The sequence below is a fragment of the Streptomyces sp. NBC_00273 genome (genome assembly GCF_036178145.1).
GTDB lineage: Bacteria > Actinomycetota > Actinomycetes > Streptomycetales > Streptomycetaceae > Streptomyces.
The window spans coordinates 8454557-8475556 of the sequence record NZ_CP108067.1; the positions used below are offsets into that span (position 1 = coordinate 8454557).

Annotated in this window: 19 protein-coding genes; 9 read left to right on the plus strand and 10 right to left on the minus strand. The window is 73.7% G+C overall.

Going from position 1 to position 21000, the window contains the following annotated elements; all coding sequences use genetic code 11:
- Positions 1-94 precede the first annotated feature (94 nt).
- The 3 genes from OG386_RS37765 to OG386_RS37775 all read right to left on the minus strand — a co-directional run bounded on the left by OG386_RS37765 (position 95) and on the right by OG386_RS37775 (position 3969).
- Positions 95-1516: a hypothetical protein gene (locus OG386_RS37765; RefSeq protein WP_328791846.1), complete on the minus strand. Its 1422-nt coding sequence runs from the start codon at positions 1514-1516 to the stop codon at positions 95-97.
- A gap of 76 nt (positions 1517-1592) precedes the next feature.
- Positions 1593-2954, minus strand: a complete 1362-nt coding sequence (locus tag OG386_RS37770) for an MFS transporter (RefSeq protein ID WP_328791847.1) — start codon at positions 2952-2954, stop codon at positions 1593-1595.
- A gap of 136 nt (positions 2955-3090) precedes the next feature.
- Positions 3091-3969 (minus strand): LysR family transcriptional regulator, encoded by an 879-nt coding sequence (locus OG386_RS37775; RefSeq protein ID WP_328791848.1) that lies wholly within the window; start codon positions 3967-3969, stop codon positions 3091-3093.
- Between the two features lie 79 nt (positions 3970-4048).
- Here OG386_RS37775 and OG386_RS37780 point away from each other — a divergent pair, with 79 nt between their 5' ends.
- On the plus strand, positions 4049-5011 hold the full coding sequence (locus tag OG386_RS37780; RefSeq protein ID WP_328791849.1) for an EamA family transporter: 963 nt from the start codon (positions 4049-4051) through the stop codon (positions 5009-5011).
- On the opposite strand, the gene OG386_RS37785 is transcribed toward OG386_RS37780, so the two are convergent.
- The 3 genes from OG386_RS37785 to OG386_RS37795 all read right to left on the minus strand — a co-directional run bounded on the left by OG386_RS37785 (position 4930) and on the right by OG386_RS37795 (position 6506).
- A complete protein-coding gene (locus OG386_RS37785) occupies positions 4930-5334 on the minus strand; it encodes an ArsR/SmtB family transcription factor (RefSeq protein ID WP_328791850.1) in 405 nt (134 codons plus the stop codon). The two genes, OG386_RS37780 and OG386_RS37785, sit on opposite strands and share 82 nt — an antisense overlap.
- Before the next feature lie 95 nt (positions 5335-5429).
- On the minus strand, positions 5430-6266 hold the full coding sequence (locus tag OG386_RS37790) for a CbtA family protein (RefSeq protein WP_328791851.1): 837 nt from the start codon (positions 6264-6266) through the stop codon (positions 5430-5432).
- A 12-nt stretch (positions 6267-6278) separates the two neighbouring features.
- Positions 6279-6506: a CbtB domain-containing protein gene (locus tag OG386_RS37795; RefSeq protein WP_189733983.1), complete on the minus strand. Its 228-nt coding sequence runs from the start codon at positions 6504-6506 to the stop codon at positions 6279-6281.
- A 365-nt stretch (positions 6507-6871) separates the two neighbouring features.
- Here OG386_RS37795 and OG386_RS37800 point away from each other — a divergent pair, with 365 nt between their 5' ends.
- The 3 genes from OG386_RS37800 to OG386_RS37810 all read left to right on the plus strand — a co-directional run bounded on the left by OG386_RS37800 (position 6872) and on the right by OG386_RS37810 (position 9240).
- Entirely contained in the window at positions 6872-8110 is a 1239-nt protein-coding gene (locus OG386_RS37800; RefSeq protein WP_328791852.1) for an MFS transporter, read from the plus strand.
- 38 nt (positions 8111-8148) lie between these two features.
- Complete coding sequence (locus tag OG386_RS37805; protein ID WP_328791853.1) at positions 8149-8784, plus strand: alpha-ketoglutarate-dependent dioxygenase AlkB; 636 nt, start codon at positions 8149-8151, stop codon at positions 8782-8784.
- 84 nt (positions 8785-8868) lie between these two features.
- A complete protein-coding gene (locus tag OG386_RS37810) occupies positions 8869-9240 on the plus strand; it encodes a VOC family protein (protein WP_328791854.1) in 372 nt (123 codons plus the stop codon).
- A gap of 9 nt (positions 9241-9249) precedes the next feature.
- Here the strand turns inward: OG386_RS37810 and OG386_RS37815 are convergent, their stop codons facing one another.
- Together OG386_RS37815 and OG386_RS37820 are read right to left on the minus strand one after the other, a co-directional pair.
- The gene (locus tag OG386_RS37815) at positions 9250-9546 is read right to left on the minus strand and encodes a YkvA family protein (RefSeq protein ID WP_328791855.1); all 297 of its coding nucleotides are present in this window, start codon (positions 9544-9546) and stop codon (positions 9250-9252) included.
- Between the two features lie 56 nt (positions 9547-9602).
- Positions 9603-10067, minus strand: a complete 465-nt coding sequence (locus OG386_RS37820; RefSeq protein ID WP_328791856.1) for a MarR family winged helix-turn-helix transcriptional regulator — start codon at positions 10065-10067, stop codon at positions 9603-9605.
- Positions 10068-10189: 122 nt separating this feature from the next.
- Here OG386_RS37820 and OG386_RS37825 point away from each other — a divergent pair, with 122 nt between their 5' ends.
- From OG386_RS37825 to OG386_RS37835, 3 genes are all read left to right on the plus strand, one after another.
- Positions 10190-10753 (plus strand): DoxX family protein, encoded by a 564-nt coding sequence (locus OG386_RS37825; protein ID WP_328791857.1) that lies wholly within the window; start codon positions 10190-10192, stop codon positions 10751-10753.
- Between the two features lie 167 nt (positions 10754-10920).
- The gene (locus OG386_RS37830; RefSeq protein WP_328791858.1) at positions 10921-13476 is read left to right on the plus strand and encodes a discoidin domain-containing protein; all 2556 of its coding nucleotides are present in this window, start codon (positions 10921-10923) and stop codon (positions 13474-13476) included.
- 76 nt (positions 13477-13552) lie between these two features.
- Positions 13553-15337: a glycoside hydrolase family 15 protein gene (locus OG386_RS37835; protein WP_328791859.1), complete on the plus strand. Its 1785-nt coding sequence runs from the start codon at positions 13553-13555 to the stop codon at positions 15335-15337.
- A 13-nt stretch (positions 15338-15350) separates the two neighbouring features.
- On the opposite strand, the gene OG386_RS37840 is transcribed toward OG386_RS37835, so the two are convergent.
- Positions 15351-17471 (minus strand): SpoIIE family protein phosphatase, encoded by a 2121-nt coding sequence (locus tag OG386_RS37840; RefSeq protein WP_328793504.1) that lies wholly within the window; start codon positions 17469-17471, stop codon positions 15351-15353.
- 100 nt (positions 17472-17571) lie between these two features.
- Positions 17572-19038 (minus strand): MFS transporter, encoded by a 1467-nt coding sequence (locus OG386_RS37845; RefSeq protein ID WP_328791860.1) that lies wholly within the window; start codon positions 19036-19038, stop codon positions 17572-17574.
- A gap of 148 nt (positions 19039-19186) precedes the next feature.
- On the opposite strand from OG386_RS37845, the gene OG386_RS37850 reads away from it, so the two are divergent.
- Positions 19187-20137, plus strand: a complete 951-nt coding sequence (locus OG386_RS37850; protein WP_328791861.1) for a LysR family transcriptional regulator — start codon at positions 19187-19189, stop codon at positions 20135-20137.
- 115 nt (positions 20138-20252) lie between these two features.
- Complete coding sequence (locus OG386_RS37855; RefSeq protein ID WP_328791862.1) at positions 20253-20990, plus strand: class I SAM-dependent methyltransferase; 738 nt, start codon at positions 20253-20255, stop codon at positions 20988-20990.
- Positions 20991-21000 lie beyond the last annotated feature (10 nt).

Consider the following 21000-nt stretch of genomic DNA (forward strand, 5'->3'; position numbering starts at 1 on the left):
CTGTGTGGGTTCGTGAGGAACGGGGGCGGTCCGGGGGACCGGGGGAGAGGAGGAGGGAGATCCGGGAGAGGACGAGGGGCGAGAAGGCCCGGGGTCAGCGGGCGTGTGCCTGGCGCGGGTGGAGCCGGTGGTCCCGTGGGCGATGTGCCCCCGGGCGGATCCGGCCGGGACCGGGTCCGGCCAGGCCCGCCCGGAACAGCCCGTAGGTGATCCGCCGTAGCGCGGCCGCTTCCAGCTCGTCCCGCAGGGCTCCGGCGCGCAGCAGGGCGTCGGGGCCGAGCAGCCCTTCCACCACGGCCAGCGCCCCGGCGACGTCGCCGTGGTCCAGGCGTTCGCGGACCCCGGTGAGGCAGTCCGGCCGACGGTGCGCCGCGTCGATGGCCTGCAGGCAGGGCAGCGGAGTGCCGGTCAGCGAGGCCAGCAGTTCCTCCCGGCGGATCTCGGCCGGGTCGTGGTCGAGTGCGGCCAGTACCCCGTCGACCAGGCCGATGCGGTGCCGGGCGCCCCGGCACTCGACGAGGCGGGGCTGCCCCGCGCGGTCCGCGGTCCCGGCCGGCCCGGTCGGCGCGCGGTCCGGTACCAGTGCCGAGACGACCAGCGGGTGCAGTCGCCCGGCCTCGACGGCTCCGGTGCGGATCAGGTCCAGGTCGGGCAGGGTCCAGACCGCCGCGTCGGGCAGCACCGGCAGCGCGGAGGCGCTGCCGTCGGCGGGTATCGCCCCGATCCGCGCCGCGGGCGGCCCCGGGCCGTCCGCGGCCAGGTCCAGTACCAGCCGCTGGCGGGCCCCCAACCGTACGGCGACGCTGCCGGAGGTCCGGCCCTCGGCGCGGAGCAGGATCCCGGCCTCGGCGGCCCACCGGTCGACGGCGCACCGGTGCCCTCGCGGAAGCGCCGCCAGGAGCTCGGGGTCCAGTGGGGGAAGGCCTTCGGCGGGCGGCCGGTCGGCCCCGGACCGGACCCGCAGCTCGTCGGTCCTGCGGGCGTCCCACAGGTGGCGGTGCAGGTCGAGGCGGAACCGGCGGTCGGGACGGGGCCCGTGGCGCGGGTCCCCCAGGCGGCCTCGCTCGGAACGGGATCCGTCCCACAGGGCGAGGCTGATCCGTTGACCGCCGTCCGCCCACGCGGGCGCGGTCCTGGCCACGAGGTGCACGGGGGGTACGGGGTGCACGGCATGCGGGTCGTCGCCGGCGGCCGTGTCGTACCGGGCCAGCGTGAGGGTGAGCCCGGGGCGCAGCAGTCCGTCGGGAGCGATGCGCGGCAGGTGCCAGCGCAACAGGTCGGGCGCCAGGTGGCGAAGGTCGGTCCGGATCCGGGCCGCGAGTTCACGGCCGCGCGAGCGCGCGAGGAAACGGAGATCGAGATCGACGTCGACGCCCGCGGCGGCGCAGGCCCCGGCCCAGTCCCCGGCGGAGCGGCGGGCGGTCGCGGTTTCGATCATGGAGGCCGGCACGGCGTACTCGCGTACGCGGAGCCAGAGGGAGAGGCGGGAATTCCCGTGCACGTTCTCGGTGGGCATCAGCGCTCACCTTGCGTGGACGGGACCCCCGATCTGTGAAGGGAGTGAGTGGTCATCGCGGTGATCGTAACGCCGCTCAGCACGAGGGGCCAGGTGTTTTTCCGGGCCAGCGGTGGTGGTGCCGGTCGATGACGTAGTGGTGCCCGTGCCGCCAACCGCCCGTGGCCGGGCGGGCGTCGGCGAGGTGCGGGTGACCGGGCGGGAGGTCGGGGTGCACGTGGTCCAGCCGGTACGGGTCCCGGGCCGGCCAGACCACCGCCGCGGCCGTGGCGGCGCTCAGGGCCACGGCGCCCAGGAGCAGGACGGTCAGCGGCAGCCCCGCCCCCGCGGCGAGCCACCCGGCGAGCGGGTAGGTGAGCAGCCAGCAGCCGTGGGAGAGGGAGAAGCGGGCGGCGAACGCGGCGGGCAGGTCCGCGTCGGCGGTGGAGCGGCGGACCACCCGGCCGCCCGGAGTTTGGACGGCGGAGCTGGCGGCGCCGATCGCGGTCCAGACGGCCAGGAGCGCGGGCCAGGACCACGCGCGCGGGCCGGTTGCGGCGAGCGCGGCCCCGGCCGCCAGGGCCACCGGTAGGGCGAAGGCGGCCCGGAGCATCACCGCCCGGTCGGTGGAGGACCGCAGGAGGCGGGGCAGGAGCAGCGCGGTCACCATGGAGCCGGCGCCGTACGCCCCGAGGGCGAGCGGGACGGCGCCGGCCGGGCGGCCCAGGTGGCCGCGGACCAGGGAGACGGTGTCGACGAGGACGACGGCTCCGGCGGCGGCGACCGCCAGGTCGAGTGCGAGCAGGGCCCGCAACCGGGGCGTGGCCCGGAAGAGGCGGGTGCCGAAGGCGGCCCTGGTCCGGAAGCCGCCGGTGGGATCGACCGGGGCGGGTCCGGGCAGCGCCGTGGCGACGATCAGCGCGGCGGAGGCGAGGAAGCCGACGGCCGTACCGGCGAACAACCAGTCGTAGGTGACCAGGCTCAGCAGCGCCGCGGCCAAGGCCGGGCTGAAGAGGCTCTCCAGGTCGTAGGCGAGCCGGGTCATCGACAGGGCCCGGGTGTAGTCGCGTTCGGCCGGCAGGATCTCCGGGACGGTGGCCTGGAAGGTCGGGGTGAAGGCCGCCGACGCCGCCTGGAGCAGGAAGATCAGGACGTGGACCTGCCAGATCTCGGTGACGAACGGAAGGGCCACCGCCGCACCGGCGCGGGTCAGGTCCATGGCCGTCATCAGGACCCGGCGGGGGATCCGGTCGGCGACCGCGCCGATCACCGGGGCGATGGTGACATAGGCGGTCATCTTGATCGCGAGGGCGGTACCGAGGACGGCCGAGGCGCGCTCGCCCGCGAGTTCGTAGGCGAGCAGGCTCAGCGCGACGGTGGCCAGGCCGGTCCCGACCAGGGCGATGACCTGGGCGGTGAACAGACGGCGGTAGGTGCCGTTGCGCAGTACGGACAGCACGGTCCCCGTCCCGGTCGGCGGATCGATGACAGCACGTTGGAACCCGTCGGATCCAGCGTAGTCAACATGTGCGCACCTGTGCACCTGTTGTGCGCCGTTCCGGGCGGGCGCCGCGGTCCACCGGCGCGGTCGCGGTCTACGCGAGGACGTGGTCGTCGAGGGCGGTGAGGAAGGCGGCCGCCGCCGGGGTGCGGCCGGTCCGGCTCCAGACGGCGTACTCGACGCGGGCCGGGGCGTCGGTCACCTCGACGGTCGCCACGCCGGCGAGCCGGGGCGCGTAGGCGGACGGGAGCATGGCCACGGCGAGGCCCGGTCCCACGAGTCGGGCGATGTAGTCGGCGCTGGTGACCTCGAAGGCGACGTCACGGGCGAGACCGGCGGCCGAGAAGGCCAGGTCGGACTGGACCCGTCCGGCCGTTCCGGCCGGCAGGTCCACGAACACCTCGCGGGAGAGCCTGCGCAGGTCGACCGCCGGCTCGGCGGCGAGCGGATGGTCCGGCGCCACCACGGCGACGAGCCGGTCCCGGGCGAGTTCGCGGGCCGCGACGCCCCGGGGCCGGGCGGTCGTCGGCAGCCCCAGGAAGGCCACGTCGAGGACCCCTTCCCGGACCCGCTCGACCAGGTCCTCGCTCGCGCCCACCCGCAGGCTGACGCGCACCTGCGGGTACTGCCGGCGGAAGTCGCGCAGCGCCCCCGGGACGTCGACCGCGGCGACGGTCGGGATCAGCCCGACGGCGAGCCGCCCGCGTACCTCCCCGACGGCCGCCGCGACCTCGGCGGCCGCCCGCTCGGCGGCGTCCAGACACTGACGGGCGGCCGGGAGGAACGCCTCACCGGCCGGGGTCAGCCGCACCCGACGGCTGGTGCGCTCGAAGAGCCGCGCGCCCAGTTCCCGCTCCAGGCGCGCGATCTGGTGGCTGAGGGCGGACTGGACGACCAGGCACCGTTCGGCGGCCCGGGTGAAGCTGTTCGTCTCGGCTACGGCGAGGACGTAGCGCATCTGCTGGAGCTCCATCGATCCATCGTGGATCACGATCGATGGGCTGACAAACATGTGTTGGACTCATCGATCGGGCCCCACGAGACTCCGAGACATGACAAGTCCAGCCGCACGTACGGCCCGTGGGAACCTGCCCCGCACCCTCTTGACCGCGCTCGCCCCCCTGGCGTGGGGAACGGTCTACATCGTCACCACCGAGCTGCTGCCGCCGGGACGTCCCCTGTTCGCGGGCCTGTTACGGGCGTTGCCCGCCGGCCTGATCGCCCTGGCGCTCACCCGGACAGCGCCCCGGGGGGCCTGGTGGGGGCGCGTCGCGGTGCTCGGCACGCTGAACATCGGACTGCTGTTCCCGCTGCTGTTCGTCGCGGCCGAACGCCTGCCCGGAGGTGTGGCCGCCACACTGACGGCGGCCATGCCCCTCATGGTCGCCGTGCTGGCCGTGACCGTCCTCCACGAGAGCCTCTCCGCCCGGCGCCTGGCCTGGGGTGTGATCGGCGTCGGGGGCATCTCCCTGGTGGTGATCGGCCCGGACGCGGCGTTCGACACCTTGGGCATCGCGGCGGGCCTGGCCGCCGCGGCCACGCTGGCCCTCGGGGTGACGCTCACCAAGCGCTGGGGGCGGCCCGCCGGCATGGGACCCACCGCTTTCGCCGGCTGGCAGCTCACGGCCGGCGGCCTGTTCCTGCTCCCCGTCACCTTCCTGGTCGAAGGGCCGCCGCCCGCCATCGGCCCGACCGCGCTCCTCGGCTACCTCTGGCTCTGCCTGGTCTGCGGCCTGGCCACCTTCGTCCTGTGGTTCCAGGGCATCGGTAGCCTCCCCGTCACCTCCGCCGCGGTGCTCGGCCTGCTCTCGCCACTGGTCGCCGCACTGCTCGGGGCCGTGGTGCTCGGGCAGACACTGGGCCCGGTGCAGCTCGTGGGCTTCGGGCTCGCGCTCGCCGCGATCGTGGCGGGACAGCTTCCGGCGCGCGGCGGTCAGTCGTGCGGCGGGAGGGAGCCGAGCTGGTGGTCGGCGACGTTCAGGGCCTCGTCCACCAGCCGCCGCAAATGCCCGTGACCCAGGGCGTAGACGACCCGACGGCCGTCCTTGCGCGTGGTGACCAGCCCGGCCAGCCGGAGCTTGGCGAGGTGCTGGCTCACGGAGGGTCGGGCGGCTCCGCACGCCTCCGTGAGAGTGGTGACATCGGCCTCGCCCCGGCCGAGGCGCTCCATGAGGGCCAGGCGGGTGCGGTCGGCGAGCAGGGCGAGCACGGACGCGGCGGCTTCCAGTCGGTCGCCCCGCTCCGGTCCGCCCGGCGTGCCCGGCGTGCCCGATGCGTCCGGTGCGCTCGGCGCGATCTGCGCACCGTGTGCACCTGCCAGATGCCTGCCCGCACTCATGCGCACATCGTAGGGCGCCGCTGCGCGCACATGCCCGGGCCCCGCCACCCCCACAGGGGGTCGGCGGGGCCCGGGCACAGGCGTCGCGGCCGGTGTCAGCCGAGCGCGGGCGCCTCCTGCTGAGCCGGAGCCGCCACTTCCGCGCCGTCGGCGCGCGCGGCCAGGAGCCGCTGGGCGAGGACGCCGAAGACGACGGCGAACACGGCCCACAGGACGAGCTGGACGGCCAGCGAAGCGACCCGGAACTCCCACAGCAGGGCCGCGGGGAAACCGGGCTGGACGGCGTCGCTGTTGTCCGGCAGGACCACGAACGCCAGGGCGGCGGCGACGATGAAGCCGGCGCCCGCGGTCAGCGTCGCGTTCCAGTTGCCCAGGCGCGGTGCCAGCCGCCGCCCGAGGATGATCGCGCCGATGCCGAGCAGCACGCTGAGCAGGATCATCAGGAAGAACAGCGTGGTGCGCTGACCGATCGTGTCCGGATTGCCGACCGCCGGCGGGGTGGCCGGGTACTTCAGGAACGGCACCAGGTAGACCGTGGCGAAGGCACCCGCCGCGGTGAGCGCCGCCGTGGCCCGCGGGCTGAACCCGCCGACGCGACCGAGGGCGAACGAGAACGCGAGCGAGGCTATGCCGCCCAGCGCGACCCCGTAGACCAGGACACCGGTGGCCAGGCCGAAGGTCGACTGAACCGGTCGGCTGACCAGCTCTTCCTCCTCCTCGGCGGCCTCGCCCGACGCGGCGTCACCGCCGTGCCCGGCGTGCGCGCTCGGGGCGCTCGCGGCGTCCTGGGCGGCCTGGGCCTCTTCCACGGCGATGGAACCCCGGACCGGCGGCTCACCGACCACGTAGGCGACCGCGAAGGCGAACAGCCCCGCGATCAGGCCCGCGAGCATGCCGCGGACCAGCAGTCCTCTGACAGTAGAGGCGTACATGTGCGTGGCCTCTCAGTGGCAGGGGAAGCCGAGCAGGTGACGACCGTCGTGCACCCACTCGTGCACGCCCTCGCCGGCGAACACGGCCGTGGCGCCCTGTTCGGCACCGACGAAGTACAGCGCGACGAGCATCAGGAGACCGACGAAGAGCGCCCAGGGCAGCACCGCGCGCACGGGCAGCGGAGCCGACAGGGAGCCGGCGGGGGTGGATACGGCAGCGGAAGCGAGAGCCTCGGCCATGATGGAACCTCCTCGGGGAACAACGCGTCCCATACGGTGGTGCAGGACGACGGTCCTCGGGTCTGACTCGCCGCGACGCCATCGTGGAGATGCCGTCGCAGCACACAGTGGCGCGACCATGCCGGATTCACACCGGGCTTCCGTCTCGCCGTCGTCGCTATGTGGAAATGTCGCCGTGACCGTACCGCGCGCAGCGCCTGCGGCCAAGACCGTGAGTCCCTGATCACACGCCTACGCTGCGGTAACGCGGTTCCGGCGGGGTCTGCGGGACCCGAAGCGTCCGTCAACTGGACAGGCAGGACTGCTAGAATGACCCTGCTGGCCTTCGGTGTGCGTGCCCGTGTACGCGTCCGGAGGCTTTTTTCATGCCTCCACACCGGACCACCAGTCCCGCCGCAACTCCGGCCACCGCCACCACCGGATACCGCGCCCTGCTCCGCAACAAGGAGTTCAGCGGCCTCTACATCAGCTTCACCCTCACCGTCACCGCGAGCACTTTGTCCGGCTTCGCGCTCGGCACGCTGGTCAACCACCGGACCGGTTCACCGTTCCTGACGGCCGTGAGCATGTACGGCGCCACGTTCGCGACGGTGCTCGGCGCGCTGACGCTCATGTCCGTCGCGGACGGCGAGCGGCCCCGCCGGACCCTGCTCCTGCTCCAACTCGTCTCGTTGGTGGGCGTCGCCGCCCAGGCGGTCCCGGGGCTGCCGCTCGCGGCCCGGTTCGCCCTCCTGCTGACGCTGGGCTTCTTCCAGTCCCTCGGCACCGGCACCCGGCTGGGGCTGCTCGCCGAGGTGGTGCCCAGTTCCGCCTACGCGCCCGCCCGTTCGCTGATGAACGTCACCTCGGGCGCCACGGTGATCACCGGCTACGCCGTCGGCGCCGCGCTGCTGCGGTACCTGGGCCCGTACGGGGTCTTCGTCCTCGCCGCGGCCCTGACCGCCCTCGGGACGGCCGTCGTGGTCACCACCGTCCGGGAACATTCGATCCGGTTCACCCGCCGACCCGGGCTGCGCCGGACCTGGACGACGAACGCCGAACTGTTCGCCCACCCCGGCCGCCGCAGGCTGCTGTTGAACCTGTGGGTCCCCAACGGCCTGGTCGTCGGCTGCGAGGCCCTGTTCCTGTCCTACGACCCCGGCCGGGCGGGCACCTTCCTCGCCGCCGCTTCCGCGGGCATGCTCCTCGGGGACCTGGCCGTCGGTCGACTGCTCACCGTCGACCGGCGACGCCGCCTCGCCTTCGCCCTGCGGCTGCTGCTCGCCGCCCCCTTCCTGCTGTTCGCCGTCCACCCGCCCGCCCCGGTAGCGGTCGTCGCCGTCTTCCTCGCCGGTGTCGGGTACGCGGCCACCCTGCCCCTCCAGGAGCAGCTCCTCGAACAGACCCCCGACGCCATCCGCGGTCAGGTCCAGGGGGTCGAGTCGGCCGGCCGGATGACCTGGCAGGGCATCGGCGCCGCGGTCGCCGGGGGCCTGGCCCAGTGCGTCGCCCCGGGCACCGCGATCGCCGTCGTCGCCGGGGTCTCCGTGGCCGTCACCCTGCTGTGCCGAACGTCGGGCGGCGCGGGGTCGGGGGTGCCGCAGGGTCGAGTCGCGGCGCGTTAATCGAGCGTGTGTTCGGTTATCGGGGTTAGGCTGGGTCCATGCACGCAGTCCAGGGCCTCCAGGGGTCCCTCTTCGACCAGGGCGACGAGATCCGGCTCGGTCCCCTCGACGGCATGCGGCGGACCGACCTCGGGGCCGGGGCCTGGGTCGACCACCTGCCCGGCTGGCTGAGCGGCGCCGACGCGCTCTTCGAGCGGCTGGCCGCCGACGTGCCCTGGTGCGCCGAACGGCGCCAGATGTACGAGCGGGAGGTGGAGGTGCCCCGGCTGCTCGCCTTCTATGCCGCGGACGAGCCCCTGCCCCACCCCTCGCTCACGGAGGCCCGCGAGGTGCTGACCGGCCACTACGCCGCCGAACTCGGCGAGCCCTTCACCACCGCGGGCCTGTGCCTGTACCGCGACGGCCGTGACAGCGTCGCCTGGCACGGCGACCGGACCGGCCGCTCCCGGGTCGAGGACACGATGGTGGCCATCGTCTCCGTCGGTGACCCGCGCGATCTCGCCTTCCGCCCCCGCGACGGCGGTGCCACCCTGCTGAGGCTGCCCCTGGGGCACGGCGACCTCGTGGTCATGGGCGGCTCCTGTCAGCGGACCATGGAGCACGCCGTACCCAAGTCGGCGCGGGCCGTCGGTCCCCGCATCAGCATCCAGTTCCGTCCCCACGGCGTCCGCTGAACCCAGGCTGACCTGCCGCTTCCCGCCCGCCGCCGGGCGGGGGAGCGGTTGCGGCCCGATCGGGGGGCGGCCAGGCTGGAGCGCATGGACCTGGGCGCATTCTCCGTGAGTCTCACCGTCCGCGACCTCGACGCCTCCAGGGCGTTCTACGAGAACCTCGGATTCGCCGCCTTCGGCGGGGATCCCGGGCAGGGCTGGCTGATCCTCAAGAACGGCGACGTCGTGATCGGGCTGTTCGTGGGCATGTTCGAGAAGAACATGCTGACCTTCAACCCGGGCTGGGACGGCAGCGCACGTGCGCTCGAGTCGTTCACCGACGTCCGGGAGGTGCAGCGGCGGCTGAAGGCGCAGGGCGTGGAGTTCCTGACCGAGGTCGACGAGTCGGGCTCGGGCCCCGGCAGCTTCCTCGTGGTCGACCCGGACGGCAATCCGGTCCTCTTCGACCAGCACGTCTGACCGGACGGCTCAGGCGGCGGCGCCGGGTTCCTTCGTGCTGCGCACGGCCCCGGCCGCCGCGTGCAGCGAGCGCAGCGCCAGCAGCAGGATCCCGATGTCGTCCAGGTACACGGGGTCCGGGATCAGGTCCAGGGGCGAGACTGTGTAGATCACCGCGGCCCAGAACAGGGCCTTGTCGCGCAGCGGGATCCCCGCGTCGACCAGCAGCCGCCGGGCCGCGAAGACCCGTACGAGCAGCACGGCAGCGGCGATCGCGAGTCCCACCGCGACGACCGTGCCCAGGGCGAGCCAGACCGTTCCGTCCATGGCGGCCCTATACCCCGATATCGGGCCGGCAATGCCTCGGCGGCGTCCGGGTCCGTTCAGGCGTCCCGGCCGCGCAGCCGGCGGCCGACCTCGCCCAGCCCGTCGGCGAGCGCGTCGAGCTGCTCGGGGGTGAGGACGTCGACGAGGACCTCCCGGACGGTCGCCACGTGCCCGGGGGCGGCCTCCTCCAGCTTGGCGCTGCCGGCGTCGGTGAGGACGGCGAAGACGCCGCGCACGTCGGAGGGGCAGCTGCGGCGGCGGACCAGGCCGGCCTTCTCCATCTGGGTGACCTGGTAGGTCAGCCCGCTCTTGGAGTTGATCAAGCCGTTGGCGAGCTCGGTCATCCGCAGTTCGCGCCCGGGCGCCGCGGCGAGCCGTACGAGGATCTCGTACTGGGGGTGCGAGAGCCCGGCTTCGTCCTTGAGCTGTTGGTCGAGACGGCGGTTCACCAGGGCCGATGCGGCGAGGAAGCCGCTCCAGGCGCGCATCTCGCGGTCGTCCAGCCATCTCGGTTCAGCCATGGCCCCAGACTACACGGGTTGTTCCAATTTGAATCAATGGTTAGGGTCGGGGCCTAGCGGTTCGAATTTGAACAACTCTTCCCTGCCTCCCCACCGGGCCGCCCGACCGGAAGGACCCCCCGATGACCAGCCCCTCCGTCACCGCGACGAAGCCGCAGGCCGCCGCGCCGGCCGTACGCCCCCAGACCGCCGCCCTCTCCACCCCGGGCCACGACACCGGCCTGCTCCTCCTGCGCCTGGTCCTCGGCCTGACCATGGCGGCGCACGGCTCGCAGAAGCTCTTCGGCTGGTTCGGGGGCGGCGGCATCAGCGGCACCGGCCAGTTCTTCACCGCCAGCGGCTACCCCGCGGGTGACGCCATGGCGGTCCTCGCCGGCCTCACCGAGACCCTCGGCGGGCTCGGTCTCGTCCTCGGGCTGCTCACGCCGCTCGCCGGGGCCGCCGTCGTCGGCACCCTCATCAACGCGATCGCCGTCCACGGCGCCGGCGCCTTCTTCGCCCCGGAGGGCATCGAGTACGAGCTGCTGCTGACCGCGGGCGCCGCGACCCTCGCCCTCACCGGCCCCGGACGGTACGCCGTCGACCGCTTCCTGCCCGTCCTGCGCAGCCACCGCCTCGCGCACGGTGCCCTCGCCGTCGCCCTCGGCGTGGTCCTCGCCGTGGTACTGCTCCTCGTACGCGACTAGCGCAACCGCTGACCGGTGGACGCCGGGTGGGCCGCTGCGGCCCACCCGGCGTCCACCGATTGCGACCGGCCATGCGGATTTGCGCCAACTCTCTTTGACTCCGGGCGACTTGCTGCCGTGCTCACCTATGTTCTACGGGGCACATCAGTTCGCCCCAGGAGGTCAGATTGCAGTCCAGGCGCTTCCTCGCCTTTCACCGCGCGATACGCCGTTCCCACCTGCTCATCGCTCTCGGCCTCGGCTCCCTGCTGATCGGCCTGACCCCGTGGTTCGTGGTCACGAGCACGGCGGCGGCAGGCCGCGCACCGGCGCCCCGTCCGGCGCCCGTGCCCTTCGACCAGCAGACGGCGAAACAATCGCCGCACCATGGCATCGTCCCCGCGAACGCGATGGAGCCGACGGCTCCTATCCTCGACCGGGCCGGATGGACGGCCACCGCGAGCGACGAGGAGACCGCCGCCGAGAACGGCCGCGCGTCCAACGTCCTCGACGGGAACACCGCCACCATCTGGCACAGCAAGTACGCCCCCACCCCCACCCCGCTGCCGCACGTCATCACCGTCGACATGCACCGCACCCAGGTCGTCTCCGCCCTGATCTACCGTCCCCGCACCGACGGGCCCAACGGGCGCATCGGTGAGTACAGCATCAGCCTCAGCCCCGACGGGCTGAGCTGGGCGACCCCGGTCGCCACCGGCACGCTCGCGGACGACGTCAGCCCCAAGACCCTCGGATTCGCCCCGCAGGGCGCCCGGTTCGTCCGGCTGACCGCGCTCAGCGAGGCGGGCGCCCGCGGAGCGTGGTCCTCCGCCGCCGAGATCGACCTGCTGGGCGACCCCGGCACCCCGGCGGCCACCGTCGACCTGTCCCGCACCGGATGGACGGCCACGGCGAGCGACGAGGAGACCGGCGCCGAGAACGGCCGCGCGTCCAACGTGCTGGACGGCAAGGACGGCACCATCTGGCACAGCAAGTACGCCCCCACCCCCACGCCGCTGCCGCACAGCATCACCATCGACATGCACCGCACCGAGGCCGTCTCCGCCCTCGTCTACCACCCCCGCTCCACCGGGCCCAACGGGCGCGCGGGTGCGTACACCATCGCCACCAGCGCCGACGGCGTCACCTTCGGCACACCGGTGGCCGCGGGCACCTGGCGGGACGACGACACCGTCAAGACCGCCACCTTCACCCGCACCGCATCCGCCCGCTTCGTCCGGCTGACCGTGACCAGCGAGGCCGGCGGTCGCGGACCGTGGACCTCCGCCGGTGAGATCCGCCTGAGCGGTCCGGCCAGCCCGGGCGTCCACGGATCCTGGGGCCGGATCACCGGCTTCCCGCTGGTGCCGGTGGCCACCGCCGCCCTGCCCGGCGACAAGCTGCTGGCCTGGTCCGCGTACGCCGTCGACCGCTTCGGCGGCAGCAACGGCTACACGCAGACCGCGATCCTGGACCTGAAGACGGGCAAGGTCACCCAGCGCCGCATCGACAACACCGGACACGACATGTTCTGTCCCGGCATCGCCATGCTCGCCGACGGCCGGGTGCTGGTCACCGGCGGCAGCAACGCGGAGAAGGCGAGCATCTACGACCCGGCCACCGACAGTTGGTCCGCCACCACGAGCATGAACATAGCCCGCGGCTACCAGGCCATGACCCTGCTCTCCACCGGCGAGGCCTTCGTCCTCGGCGGGTCCTGGAGCGGACCCACGGGCACCGACAAGGCCGGTGAGGTCTGGTCCCCGGACACCCGCACCTGGCGCAGCCTGCCCGGCGTCCCCGCCGCCCCGGCGCTCACGGCGGACCCGGCCGGACCCTACCGCGCCGACAACCACATGTGGCTGCACGCCACTTCGGGCGGCAAGGTGCTGCAACTGGGCCCGAGCAAGCAGATGAACTGGATCTCCACCAGCGGGCAGGGCGGCATCACCTCCGCCGGCACCCGGGCCGACAGTGCGGACGCCATGACCGGCAACGCCGTCGCCTACGACATCGGCAAACTGCTCACCCTGGGCGGTTCGCCCGCCTACCAGGACACCCCGGCCACCCAGCGCGCCTACACCGTGGGCATCTCGGGCAGCCAGGTCCAGGCCGCCCGCACGGGCGACATGGATCACGCCCGCGCCTTCAGCAACAGCGTGGTACTGCCCGACGGCAAGGTGGCCGTTTTCGGCGGTCAGGCCTATCCGGTGCCGTTCAGCGACGCCACCTCCGTCCTGACCCCCGAACTGTGGGACCCGGCGACCGGCGCCTTCACTCCGCTCGCCACCATGGCCGTTCCGCGCAACTACCACAGCGTGGCCAACCTGCTGCCCGACGGACGGATCTTCTCCGGCGGCGGCGGCCTGTGCGGCGACTGCGCGACCAACCACGCCGACGGGGCGATCTTCACCCCGCCGTACCTGCTCAACGCGGACGGCTCGCCGAAGCCGCGTCCCGTCATCACCGGGGGCGTGCCCCCCAGGGCGGCCCCCGGCGCCTCGCTCACGGTGAACACCCAGGGCTCGGTGGCGTCCTTCGTCCTGATGCGGGCCGCCGCCGCGACCCACTCCACCGACAACGACCAGCGCCGGGTTCCCGTGGTGTCCACCGCTGCGGGAGGCGGTACGTACACCGTGTCCGTACCCGCCGACACCGGTGTGGTCCTGCCGGGGACCTACATGCTCTTCGCCCTCGACGCCCAGGGCGTACCGAGCATCGGTCAGTTCGTCACGATCTCCTGATACCGACCCCGACCCCATGAGCGATGTCCGGGGCCTGAGCTGATTGGCCCCGGACATTCAGGGGAATAGCGCACAAATGACACAACCCATCGAAGACTACGCACTCATCGGCGACCTGATGACCAGCGCACTGGTCGGCCGCGACGGGTCCATCGACTGGCTGTGCCTGCCGCGCTTCGACTCGGCGGCCTGCTTCGCCAAGCTCCTCGGCGAGGAGGAGAACGGCCACTGGCGCATCGCGCCCCTCGACGCCGCCATCGGCGAGCCCTGCACCCGCCGCGCCTACGTCGACGGCTCGCTGATCCTGGAATCGTACTGGGAGACCGAAACGGGGACCGTCAAGGTCACCGACTTCATGCCCCAGCGCGAGGTCGCCCCGGACGTCATCCGCATCGTCGAGGGCATCAGCGGAACGGTCAGGATGCGCAGCACCCTGCGCCTGCGCTTCGACTACGGCCACGTCGTGCCCTGGGTGCGCCGCAGCGACGGCGACCGGGTCGCCATCGCCGGGCCCGACTCCGCCTGGTTCCGCAGCGAACCCCCGGTCCGTACCTGGGGCGAGGCGAACAGCACCTGCTCCCAGTTCCCGGTCACCGCCGGCCGGCGCGTCGCCTTCGTACTGACCTGGCACCCCTCGCACCGGCCGCGCCCCGAGCCCTGCGACCCCTTCGAGGCACTGGAGCAAAGCCGCGCCGACTGGCGGGAATGGGCCTCGCAATGCCGCTACGAGGGCCCCTACCAGGAGGCGGTCACCCGCTCCCTGATCACCCTCAAGGCCCTCACCTACGCCCCGACCGGCGGCATCGCCGCCGCGGCCACCACCTCCCTCCCCGAGGAACTCGGCGGCGTCCGCAACTGGGACTACCGCTACTGCTGGCTCCGGGACTCCACCCTCACCCTCGGCTCGCTCCTGTCCACCGGCTTCCTCGACGAAGCCCGCGCCTGGCGCGAGTGGCTGCTGCGCGCGGTCGCGGGCGACCCCGCCGACCTCCAGATCATGTACGGGATCGCCGGCGAGCGGCGGATCCCCGAGAGCGAACTGCCCTGGCTGCGCGGCTACGCCTCCTCCGCCCCGGTCCGCGTCGGGAACGCCGCCGTCGACCAGCTCCAGCTGGACGTGTACGGGGAGGTCATCGACTCCCTCTACCTGGCCCGGTCCGCCGGACTGCCCTCCGAACGCCACGCCTGGCGGATCCAGCTCGCGCTGCTCGACTTCCTCGAACGCAACTGGCACCGGCCCGACGAGGGCCTGTGGGAGGTCCGCGGACCCCGCCGCCACTTCGTGCACTCCAAGGTGATGGCGTGGGTCGCCGCCGACCGCGCCGTACGCACCCTGGAGAGCGACCCCTCCCTGGACGGGGACGTGGAACGCTGGCGGGCCATGCGCGACGAGGTGCACCGCGACGTGTGCGCCAAGGGCTACGACCCCGAACGGGGCACCTTCACCCAGTACTACGGCTCCGCCGAGCTGGACGCGGCGACCCTGCTCATCCCCAGGGTCGGATTCCTGCCGCCCGACGACCCGCGGGTCATCGGCACGGTCGACGCGGTGCGCGCCGAACTCGGCAGCAGCGGACTGGTCCGCCGCTACAGCACCGCCGACACCACCGTCGACGGGCTGCCCGGGGACGAAGGGGCCTTCCTGGCCTGCTCGTTCTGGTTGACCGACGCCCTGCACATGACGGGCCGGCGGGAAGAGGCCCGCGCCCTGTTCGAGCGGCTGCTGTCCGTACGCAACGACGTGGGCCTGCTCGCGGAGGAGTACGACCCCCTGGCCGGACGCCAACTCGGCAACTTCCCGCAGGCGTTCAGCCACGTCGGCCTGGTGAACACCGCGCTCACCCTGGCGAGCCCGGACTGAACCGCACGACGCCCTACGGGTCCCCGCCGGTACGGGAGGCCAGCAGCAGGGCGATGTCGTCCGGCCGGTCGGCGGTGTTGCCCGCCTCGCTGATCAGCCGGTCGGCGGTCTCGGCCAGCGGGGACGGCCGGGCCGCCGCCAGGGCCGTCCGCAGCCGCTCCACCCCGACGTCGATGTCGAGGCCCGGCTTCTCCACCAGCCCGTCCGTATACAGGGCGAGGACCGAGCCCGTCGTCAGCTGCAGCTCCGTGACCGGGTACGAGGCCTCCTGGTCGATGCCGAGCACCACCCCGCCCGCCAGGTCCAACACCTCGGTCCGGCCGTCCGGGTGGCGCAGCAGCGGTTGGGGGTGCCCCGCCCGGGCGGCCGTCACGGAGCCCGACGCCGGGTCGAGCAACATGTAGCAGCAGCTCGCGAACTGGCCCGGATCCAGGTCGATGAGCAGCTGATTGGTGCCGCTCACCACCTGTGCCGGGGTGCTGCCGCTGAGCGCGAAGGCCCGTACCGCGCTGCGCAGTTGGCCCATGGTCGCGGCGGCCGCCACACCGTGGCCCTGGACGTCCCCGATGACCAGGGCGAGCAGGCCGGTGCCCGTCTCGACGACGTCGTACCAGTCGCCGCCGACGTCCATGCCCTGGGTGCCGGGGAGGTAGCGGCCTACGGTGTCCACGTGCTCGCGCACCGGCAGCCGGTGCGGGAGCAGGGCCGACTGCAGACCGCGGGCGAGTTCCACCTCGCTGTCGTAGCGCCGGGCCCGCGCGAGCGCCTGCGCGATCAGACCGGCCAGCGCCGTGAGCACCGTACGGTCCTCCGGGCTGAAGCCGCGCGGCGCGTCGAAGCCGAGGATGCACGAGCCGACCGGCCGGCCGGAGGCGATCAGCGGCAGGAAGGCGCGGGCGCCGACATCGGCGTCCAGCGGAATGCCCGGATAGGCGGCGGCCAGGTGCTGCATCGACTCGAAGAACAGCGGCCGGCCCGTCGTCAGCGTCTCCACGCCCGGCAGCCGGACATCGAGGGAGACCCCGTCGAACCGGTCGAGGAAGCCCTGCGGGAAGCCGGTTTCCCAGGCCAGGTGCAGGTGCCGCTCGTCCAGCAGGTAGATCGCCAGCTGGCGGCCGCCGAAGGCCGGCAGCAGCTCCTCGGTGACCACCGCCGACACCTGCCGGGCCGTGATCGCCTCCGTCAGCGCGATGGCGAGGGCCACCGGCCGGTACAGCACCGAGGCCTCGTCGGCGGACGCGTCGAGATCCTCGTACGCGTCCATGTCGGCGTCCACGTCCACGTCCACGTCGGCGTCGGCGTCCATGTCCGGCCCGGCCCGCGACTCGGGCGCGTAGGCCGGTTTCGCGGACGTGCCCAGTGTCAGGGTCACGCCGTCGGCCGCGGGGTACAGGTCCACCGACAGCCACTGCCCGGGCGCGTGCCGGCCGCGCCGGGCGGGGAAGTGCACCGGCTCGCCGGACATGAAACCGGCCCGGAAGTGGTCCTCGTAGGCGGGATGCCCGAGCCACGGCAGCGCCTCCCACAGCAGCCTTCCCCGCAGCTGGGGCCCGTCGATGCCGAGCAGGTCCTCCGCCGCGGTGTTCACGTAGCCGATCCGACCCTCCCGGTCCAGGGAGAGCACCGCCTGTGCGAGCCGGTCCGCGGCCCTGCGGGCCCCCTCGGCCCCGGCCTCGGGCGGTGGCGCCGGCACGCCCACCGGGTCGCCCTCCCACAGCGTCCGCGCCCCGGCCGCCGCGAGCACGGTGAGGTCGGCGGCCAGCTGCTCCGCGGCTCCGCGCAGCCGCTCGCGGTCCGCGGTCCCGACCGGGATCCCCGGGGTCGCCTCGCGCAGCACCACCAGCACGCCGAACCGTTCCGTCCCGGCGGTCACCGGCTCGTACAGCGAGCCGAAGGGGAACGGCAGCCCGGCCGTCAGCTGCGGGAAGCGGCGCATGGCCGACTCCGCGTCGGGCAGGTGGACGGCCTGCCCGGACCGGTAGGCCTCGGCGACCGGGTACGGACGGTTCACCTGCATCCGCCACCAGGGCCGGAACAGCTGGAGCGGCAGCCCGGTGAACACGGCCATCAGGAGCAGGCCGGTGGTGGGCGAGCGCAGGTAGACGCCGGCCGCGTACCCACCGACGGCCTCCATCGCGTTCACGGCGGCCCGTGCGAGCACCTGGGCCGTCGCATCAGGGGCATCCGTGGTGTCAGGCGCGGCGCCGGCGTCGTCCGCTCTGGCCATCACACAGTCAGGATGCGCCCTCGGCCGTGGCTCGTGCATCCCGGCCGTTCCCGCGCCGTCCGGAGGTCCGGTACCCGGTCACCACCCCGGCCGCGGCGCACAACAGCACCACGGCCACCGTGCGCAGCGCGGTGCCCATCGCGTCGGTGAAGGCGACGATCTGGGCCGGATCGTGCGGGTCCCCGTGGAAGCGCGAGGCCAGCACCGTGCCGACCACCGCGACCCCGAGGGCGGCGCCGATCTCCCGGGCCGCGGTGTTCAGCCCCGAGCCGAGCCCGGCCTGGTGGGAGGGCAGCTCCGTGACCACCGTCAGCGTCAGCGACGGCGCGGACAGGCCCGTACCGACGGACAGCACCAGCAGGTAGAGCGCGTACAGCGGGTACGGGGTGCCCGCGTCGGCGGTGGAGACCAGCAGCAGCCCCGCTCCGATCAGGCCGAGCCCGGCGCCGACCGGCAGCCGCGGTCCGGTGCGCTCCTGGAGCCGGGCGCCGAACCTGGGCACCAGGGCCATGCCGACGGTGAGCGGGACGATCGCGAAGCCGGTCTGGGCGGGGGAGAAGCCCTTCGCGTACTGGAGGTACTGGGCATTGACGAAGAACAGGGCGAAGAGCCCGAAGAAGCCGGTGCCGATGCCGAGCGCCCCGGCGCGCAGCTTGGGCGAGCGGAAGATCCGCGGATCCAGCAGCGGGCGGGCGGCGCGCAGGGCATGCACGGTGAAGGCGCCGAGCAGCAGGGCACCCGCGCCGAAGGCGGTCAGGACCTGCACCGAGGCCCAGCCGTGGGAGGGGCCCTCGATGATGGCGTAGACCACCGCGAGCAGCGCGCCCGCGAGCAGCGCCGCGCCGAGGGGGTCGACGGCGGCGCCGGGCTGCGACGGGGTACGGGGGACCGCGCGGGCGACCGCGAGCGCGAGCAGGGCGGCGAGCGGGACGACCGCCCAGAACAGGGCCCGCCAGGTCAGGAACTCCCCGACCAGGCCGCCGCCGACGTTGCCCGCCAGGCCCCCGAGGCCCGCGGACAGCGTCCAGGTGGCCAGGGCGCGGCCGCGTCGCTCGGGCGGACTCAGGTGGACCAGGACGGACATCGTGGCGGGCATGATCAGGGCCGCGCCCGCCCCGCAGACACCGCGGCCCGCGATCAGCACGGCCGGGGTCTGGGCGAGCGCGCTGGCGGCGCCGCCCACGGCGAACAGGCCGAGCCCGCAGAGCAGGGCGCCCTTGCGGCCGTACCGGTCGCCGAGCGCCCCGGCGGGGATCAGCAGCGCGGCGAAGACGATGACGTAGGCGTCCACCGACCACAGCAGCTCGCCGGGATCCGGATGCAGGTCGGACGCGGCGAGCTGGGGGATCAGCAGGTTGACGGCGGCGACCATCCCCTGGGCGACGAGTACGCAGGCGCACAGGACGAGCAGGGCGGGCCGGGTGAGGGAGGGGGCGGGGACGGCGGGATCCTGCGTGAGGGCATGGCGGAGCACGGCTTCTCCTCGGAGTCGGGGACGGTACGGCGGAAGGAAGGGGTGTGGTGGGGCCGGCGGGCCGGTCCGGGCCGGCCGGGGCCATCACCCGTGGTTCACCGTAGGGTTGGACCGATCTGCTTTCCAGTGCAAGTTGTGCAAGGGATGTATGCGTGTGACGCAATCCGGGTTGGACCTGAATCTCCTCGTCGCTCTGGACGTCCTCCTGGAGGAGGCGAGCGTGTCCCGGGCGGCGGCCCGCATGCACCTGTCCGAGCCCGCCATGAGCCGCACCCTCGGTCGGATCCGCAAGGCCCTCGGCGACCCGGTCCTGGTCAGGGCCGGCCGCGTCATGGTGCCCACCCCGCACGCGCTCGCCGTGCAGGGCGAGGTCCGTGCGGTCGTGGACCGGGCCCGCGCCCTCTTCCTCACGGGCACCGAGGTGGACCTGCCCACGCTCACGCGCACCTTCACCGTCCTGGCCAACGACGCCTTCACCGCCGTGTACGGGGCCACGCTCTTCAACCGGGTGACCCGCGAGGCGCCGGGGGTGAGGCTGCGCTTCCTCTCGGAGAGCCACGTGGACGTCCCCGCCCTGCGCGAGGGCGTCGCCGACCTGGAACTGGGCGTCGTCGACACCCGTTCCCCCGAGGTGCGCGTCGAGCACCTCGCCGACGAGCGCATGCTGGGCGTCGTACGCCACGGGCACCCGCTGCTCCGCGGCCGCATCACGGTGCGCCGTTTCGCCGCGGCCGAGCACCTGACCGCATCCCGGCGCGGCCGCCTCGAAGGCCCGGTGGACGCCGCCCTCGCCGAGCAGGGGCTGTCCCGGCGCGTGGTGGGCAGCGTGGGGACCTTCCCCACCTCCCTGTTCGTCCTGCGCGAGAGCGACCTGGTCGGACTGATGACCAGCCAGGTCGAGCCGCTCGCCGCCGCGCTGGGGCTGGCGGCCTTCGAGATCCCGCTCGACCTGCCGCCCCTGCCCTTCGGCATGGCCTGGCACCCGCGCCACGACGCGGACCCGGCGCACGCCTGGCTGCGCGCCTGCGCCCGCGAGCTGGTCCCGGCCGGACCGGAACGTTCCACGGCCGGCCCGGAGCGCTCCGGGCCGGCGCGATAGGCCGACCGCTTCCCTCGTCCGGGGGACGCACGGGTGTGCGGACCACTGCCCGGACGGCGTCGCGGGGCACGATACGCAGGCGTCCCACCCCCGGTAGGCCCCCGGAAGGCAGAGCATGCGGTTCCAGTACGACACCATCGGCGAGCGCTACGCGGAGTCCACGAGCACGGCGGCGTTCTCCGCGGCCGACACCTACACCCTGCACGGAGCCCTCGACGCCCTCGGCGGGGTGCGCGGGCTCGACGCCCTCGACCTGGCCTGCGGATACGGATACAACACCCGCCTGCTGGCCCGCGGCGGAGCCCGGCGGACCGTCGGCGTCGACGTCTCGGAGGAGATGATCCGGCTGGCCCGCGCGCACGAGGCGACCAAGGACCGGGCGGACGTCGAGTACCACGTCGCCGACGCCGCCGGCCTGCCGCACCTGGGTCCCTTCGACCTGGCGACCGCCGCGTACGTCTTCAGCTACGCGCCCGACCGCAGGTCCCTGCACGCGATGTTCCGGTCCGTCCGCGCCAATCTGCGGGCGGGCGGGCGGCTGCTCGCCATCGTCCCCAACGCGGGGGCGTTCCCGCGCGTGGACTGGTCGCCGTACGGAGTGCGCATCCTCGACCGGGTCCCGGACGGCGACGCTCCGCTGCTCAAGGCGCACTTCCTGACCGAGCCGCCGGTGCCCTTCGAATTCCGCGAGTGGGCCCACGCCGACCTCGCCGAGGCCGCCGTCGAGGCGGGCTTCGTCACCGTCGGCTGGCAGCCGAACCGGACCCCGCCCGCCGACGCCGAACGGGACGAGGCGTACTGGACGGCCTACCGGGCCTGGCCGATCAGCTCCCTGATGACCTGCACGGCGTAGGCCGTCGGCG

Coding starts and splice junctions, on each gene's coding strand:
- OG386_RS37780 (WP_328791849.1), top strand. CDS start 4,049: ATGACAAGTCCAGCCGCACGTACGGCCCGTGGGAACCTGCCCCGCACC.
- OG386_RS37800 (WP_328791852.1), top strand. CDS start 6,872: ATGCCTCCACACCGGACCACCAGTCCCGCCGCAACTCCGGCCACCGCC.
- OG386_RS37850 (WP_328791861.1), top strand. CDS start 19,187: ATGCGTGTGACGCAATCCGGGTTGGACCTGAATCTCCTCGTCGCTCTG.
- OG386_RS37810 (WP_328791854.1), top strand. CDS start 8,869: ATGGACCTGGGCGCATTCTCCGTGAGTCTCACCGTCCGCGACCTCGAC.
- OG386_RS37765 (WP_328791846.1), bottom strand. CDS start 1,516: ATGCCCACCGAGAACGTGCACGGGAATTCCCGCCTCTCCCTCTGGCTC.
- OG386_RS37820 (WP_328791856.1), bottom strand. CDS start 10,067: ATGGCTGAACCGAGATGGCTGGACGACCGCGAGATGCGCGCCTGGAGC.
- OG386_RS37795 (WP_189733983.1), bottom strand. CDS start 6,506: ATGGCCGAGGCTCTCGCTTCCGCTGCCGTATCCACCCCCGCCGGCTCC.
- OG386_RS37840 (WP_328793504.1), bottom strand. CDS start 17,471: ATGGAGGCCGTCGGTGGGTACGCGGCCGGCGTCTACCTGCGCTCGCCC.
- OG386_RS37805 (WP_328791853.1), top strand. CDS start 8,149: ATGCACGCAGTCCAGGGCCTCCAGGGGTCCCTCTTCGACCAGGGCGAC.
- OG386_RS37785 (WP_328791850.1), bottom strand. CDS start 5,334: ATGAGTGCGGGCAGGCATCTGGCAGGTGCACACGGTGCGCAGATCGCG.
- OG386_RS37825 (WP_328791857.1), top strand. CDS start 10,190: ATGACCAGCCCCTCCGTCACCGCGACGAAGCCGCAGGCCGCCGCGCCG.
- OG386_RS37855 (WP_328791862.1), top strand. CDS start 20,253: ATGCGGTTCCAGTACGACACCATCGGCGAGCGCTACGCGGAGTCCACG.
- OG386_RS37775 (WP_328791848.1), bottom strand. CDS start 3,969: ATGGAGCTCCAGCAGATGCGCTACGTCCTCGCCGTAGCCGAGACGAAC.
- OG386_RS37835 (WP_328791859.1), top strand. CDS start 13,553: ATGACACAACCCATCGAAGACTACGCACTCATCGGCGACCTGATGACC.
- OG386_RS37790 (WP_328791851.1), bottom strand. CDS start 6,266: ATGTACGCCTCTACTGTCAGAGGACTGCTGGTCCGCGGCATGCTCGCG.
- OG386_RS37815 (WP_328791855.1), bottom strand. CDS start 9,546: ATGGACGGAACGGTCTGGCTCGCCCTGGGCACGGTCGTCGCGGTGGGA.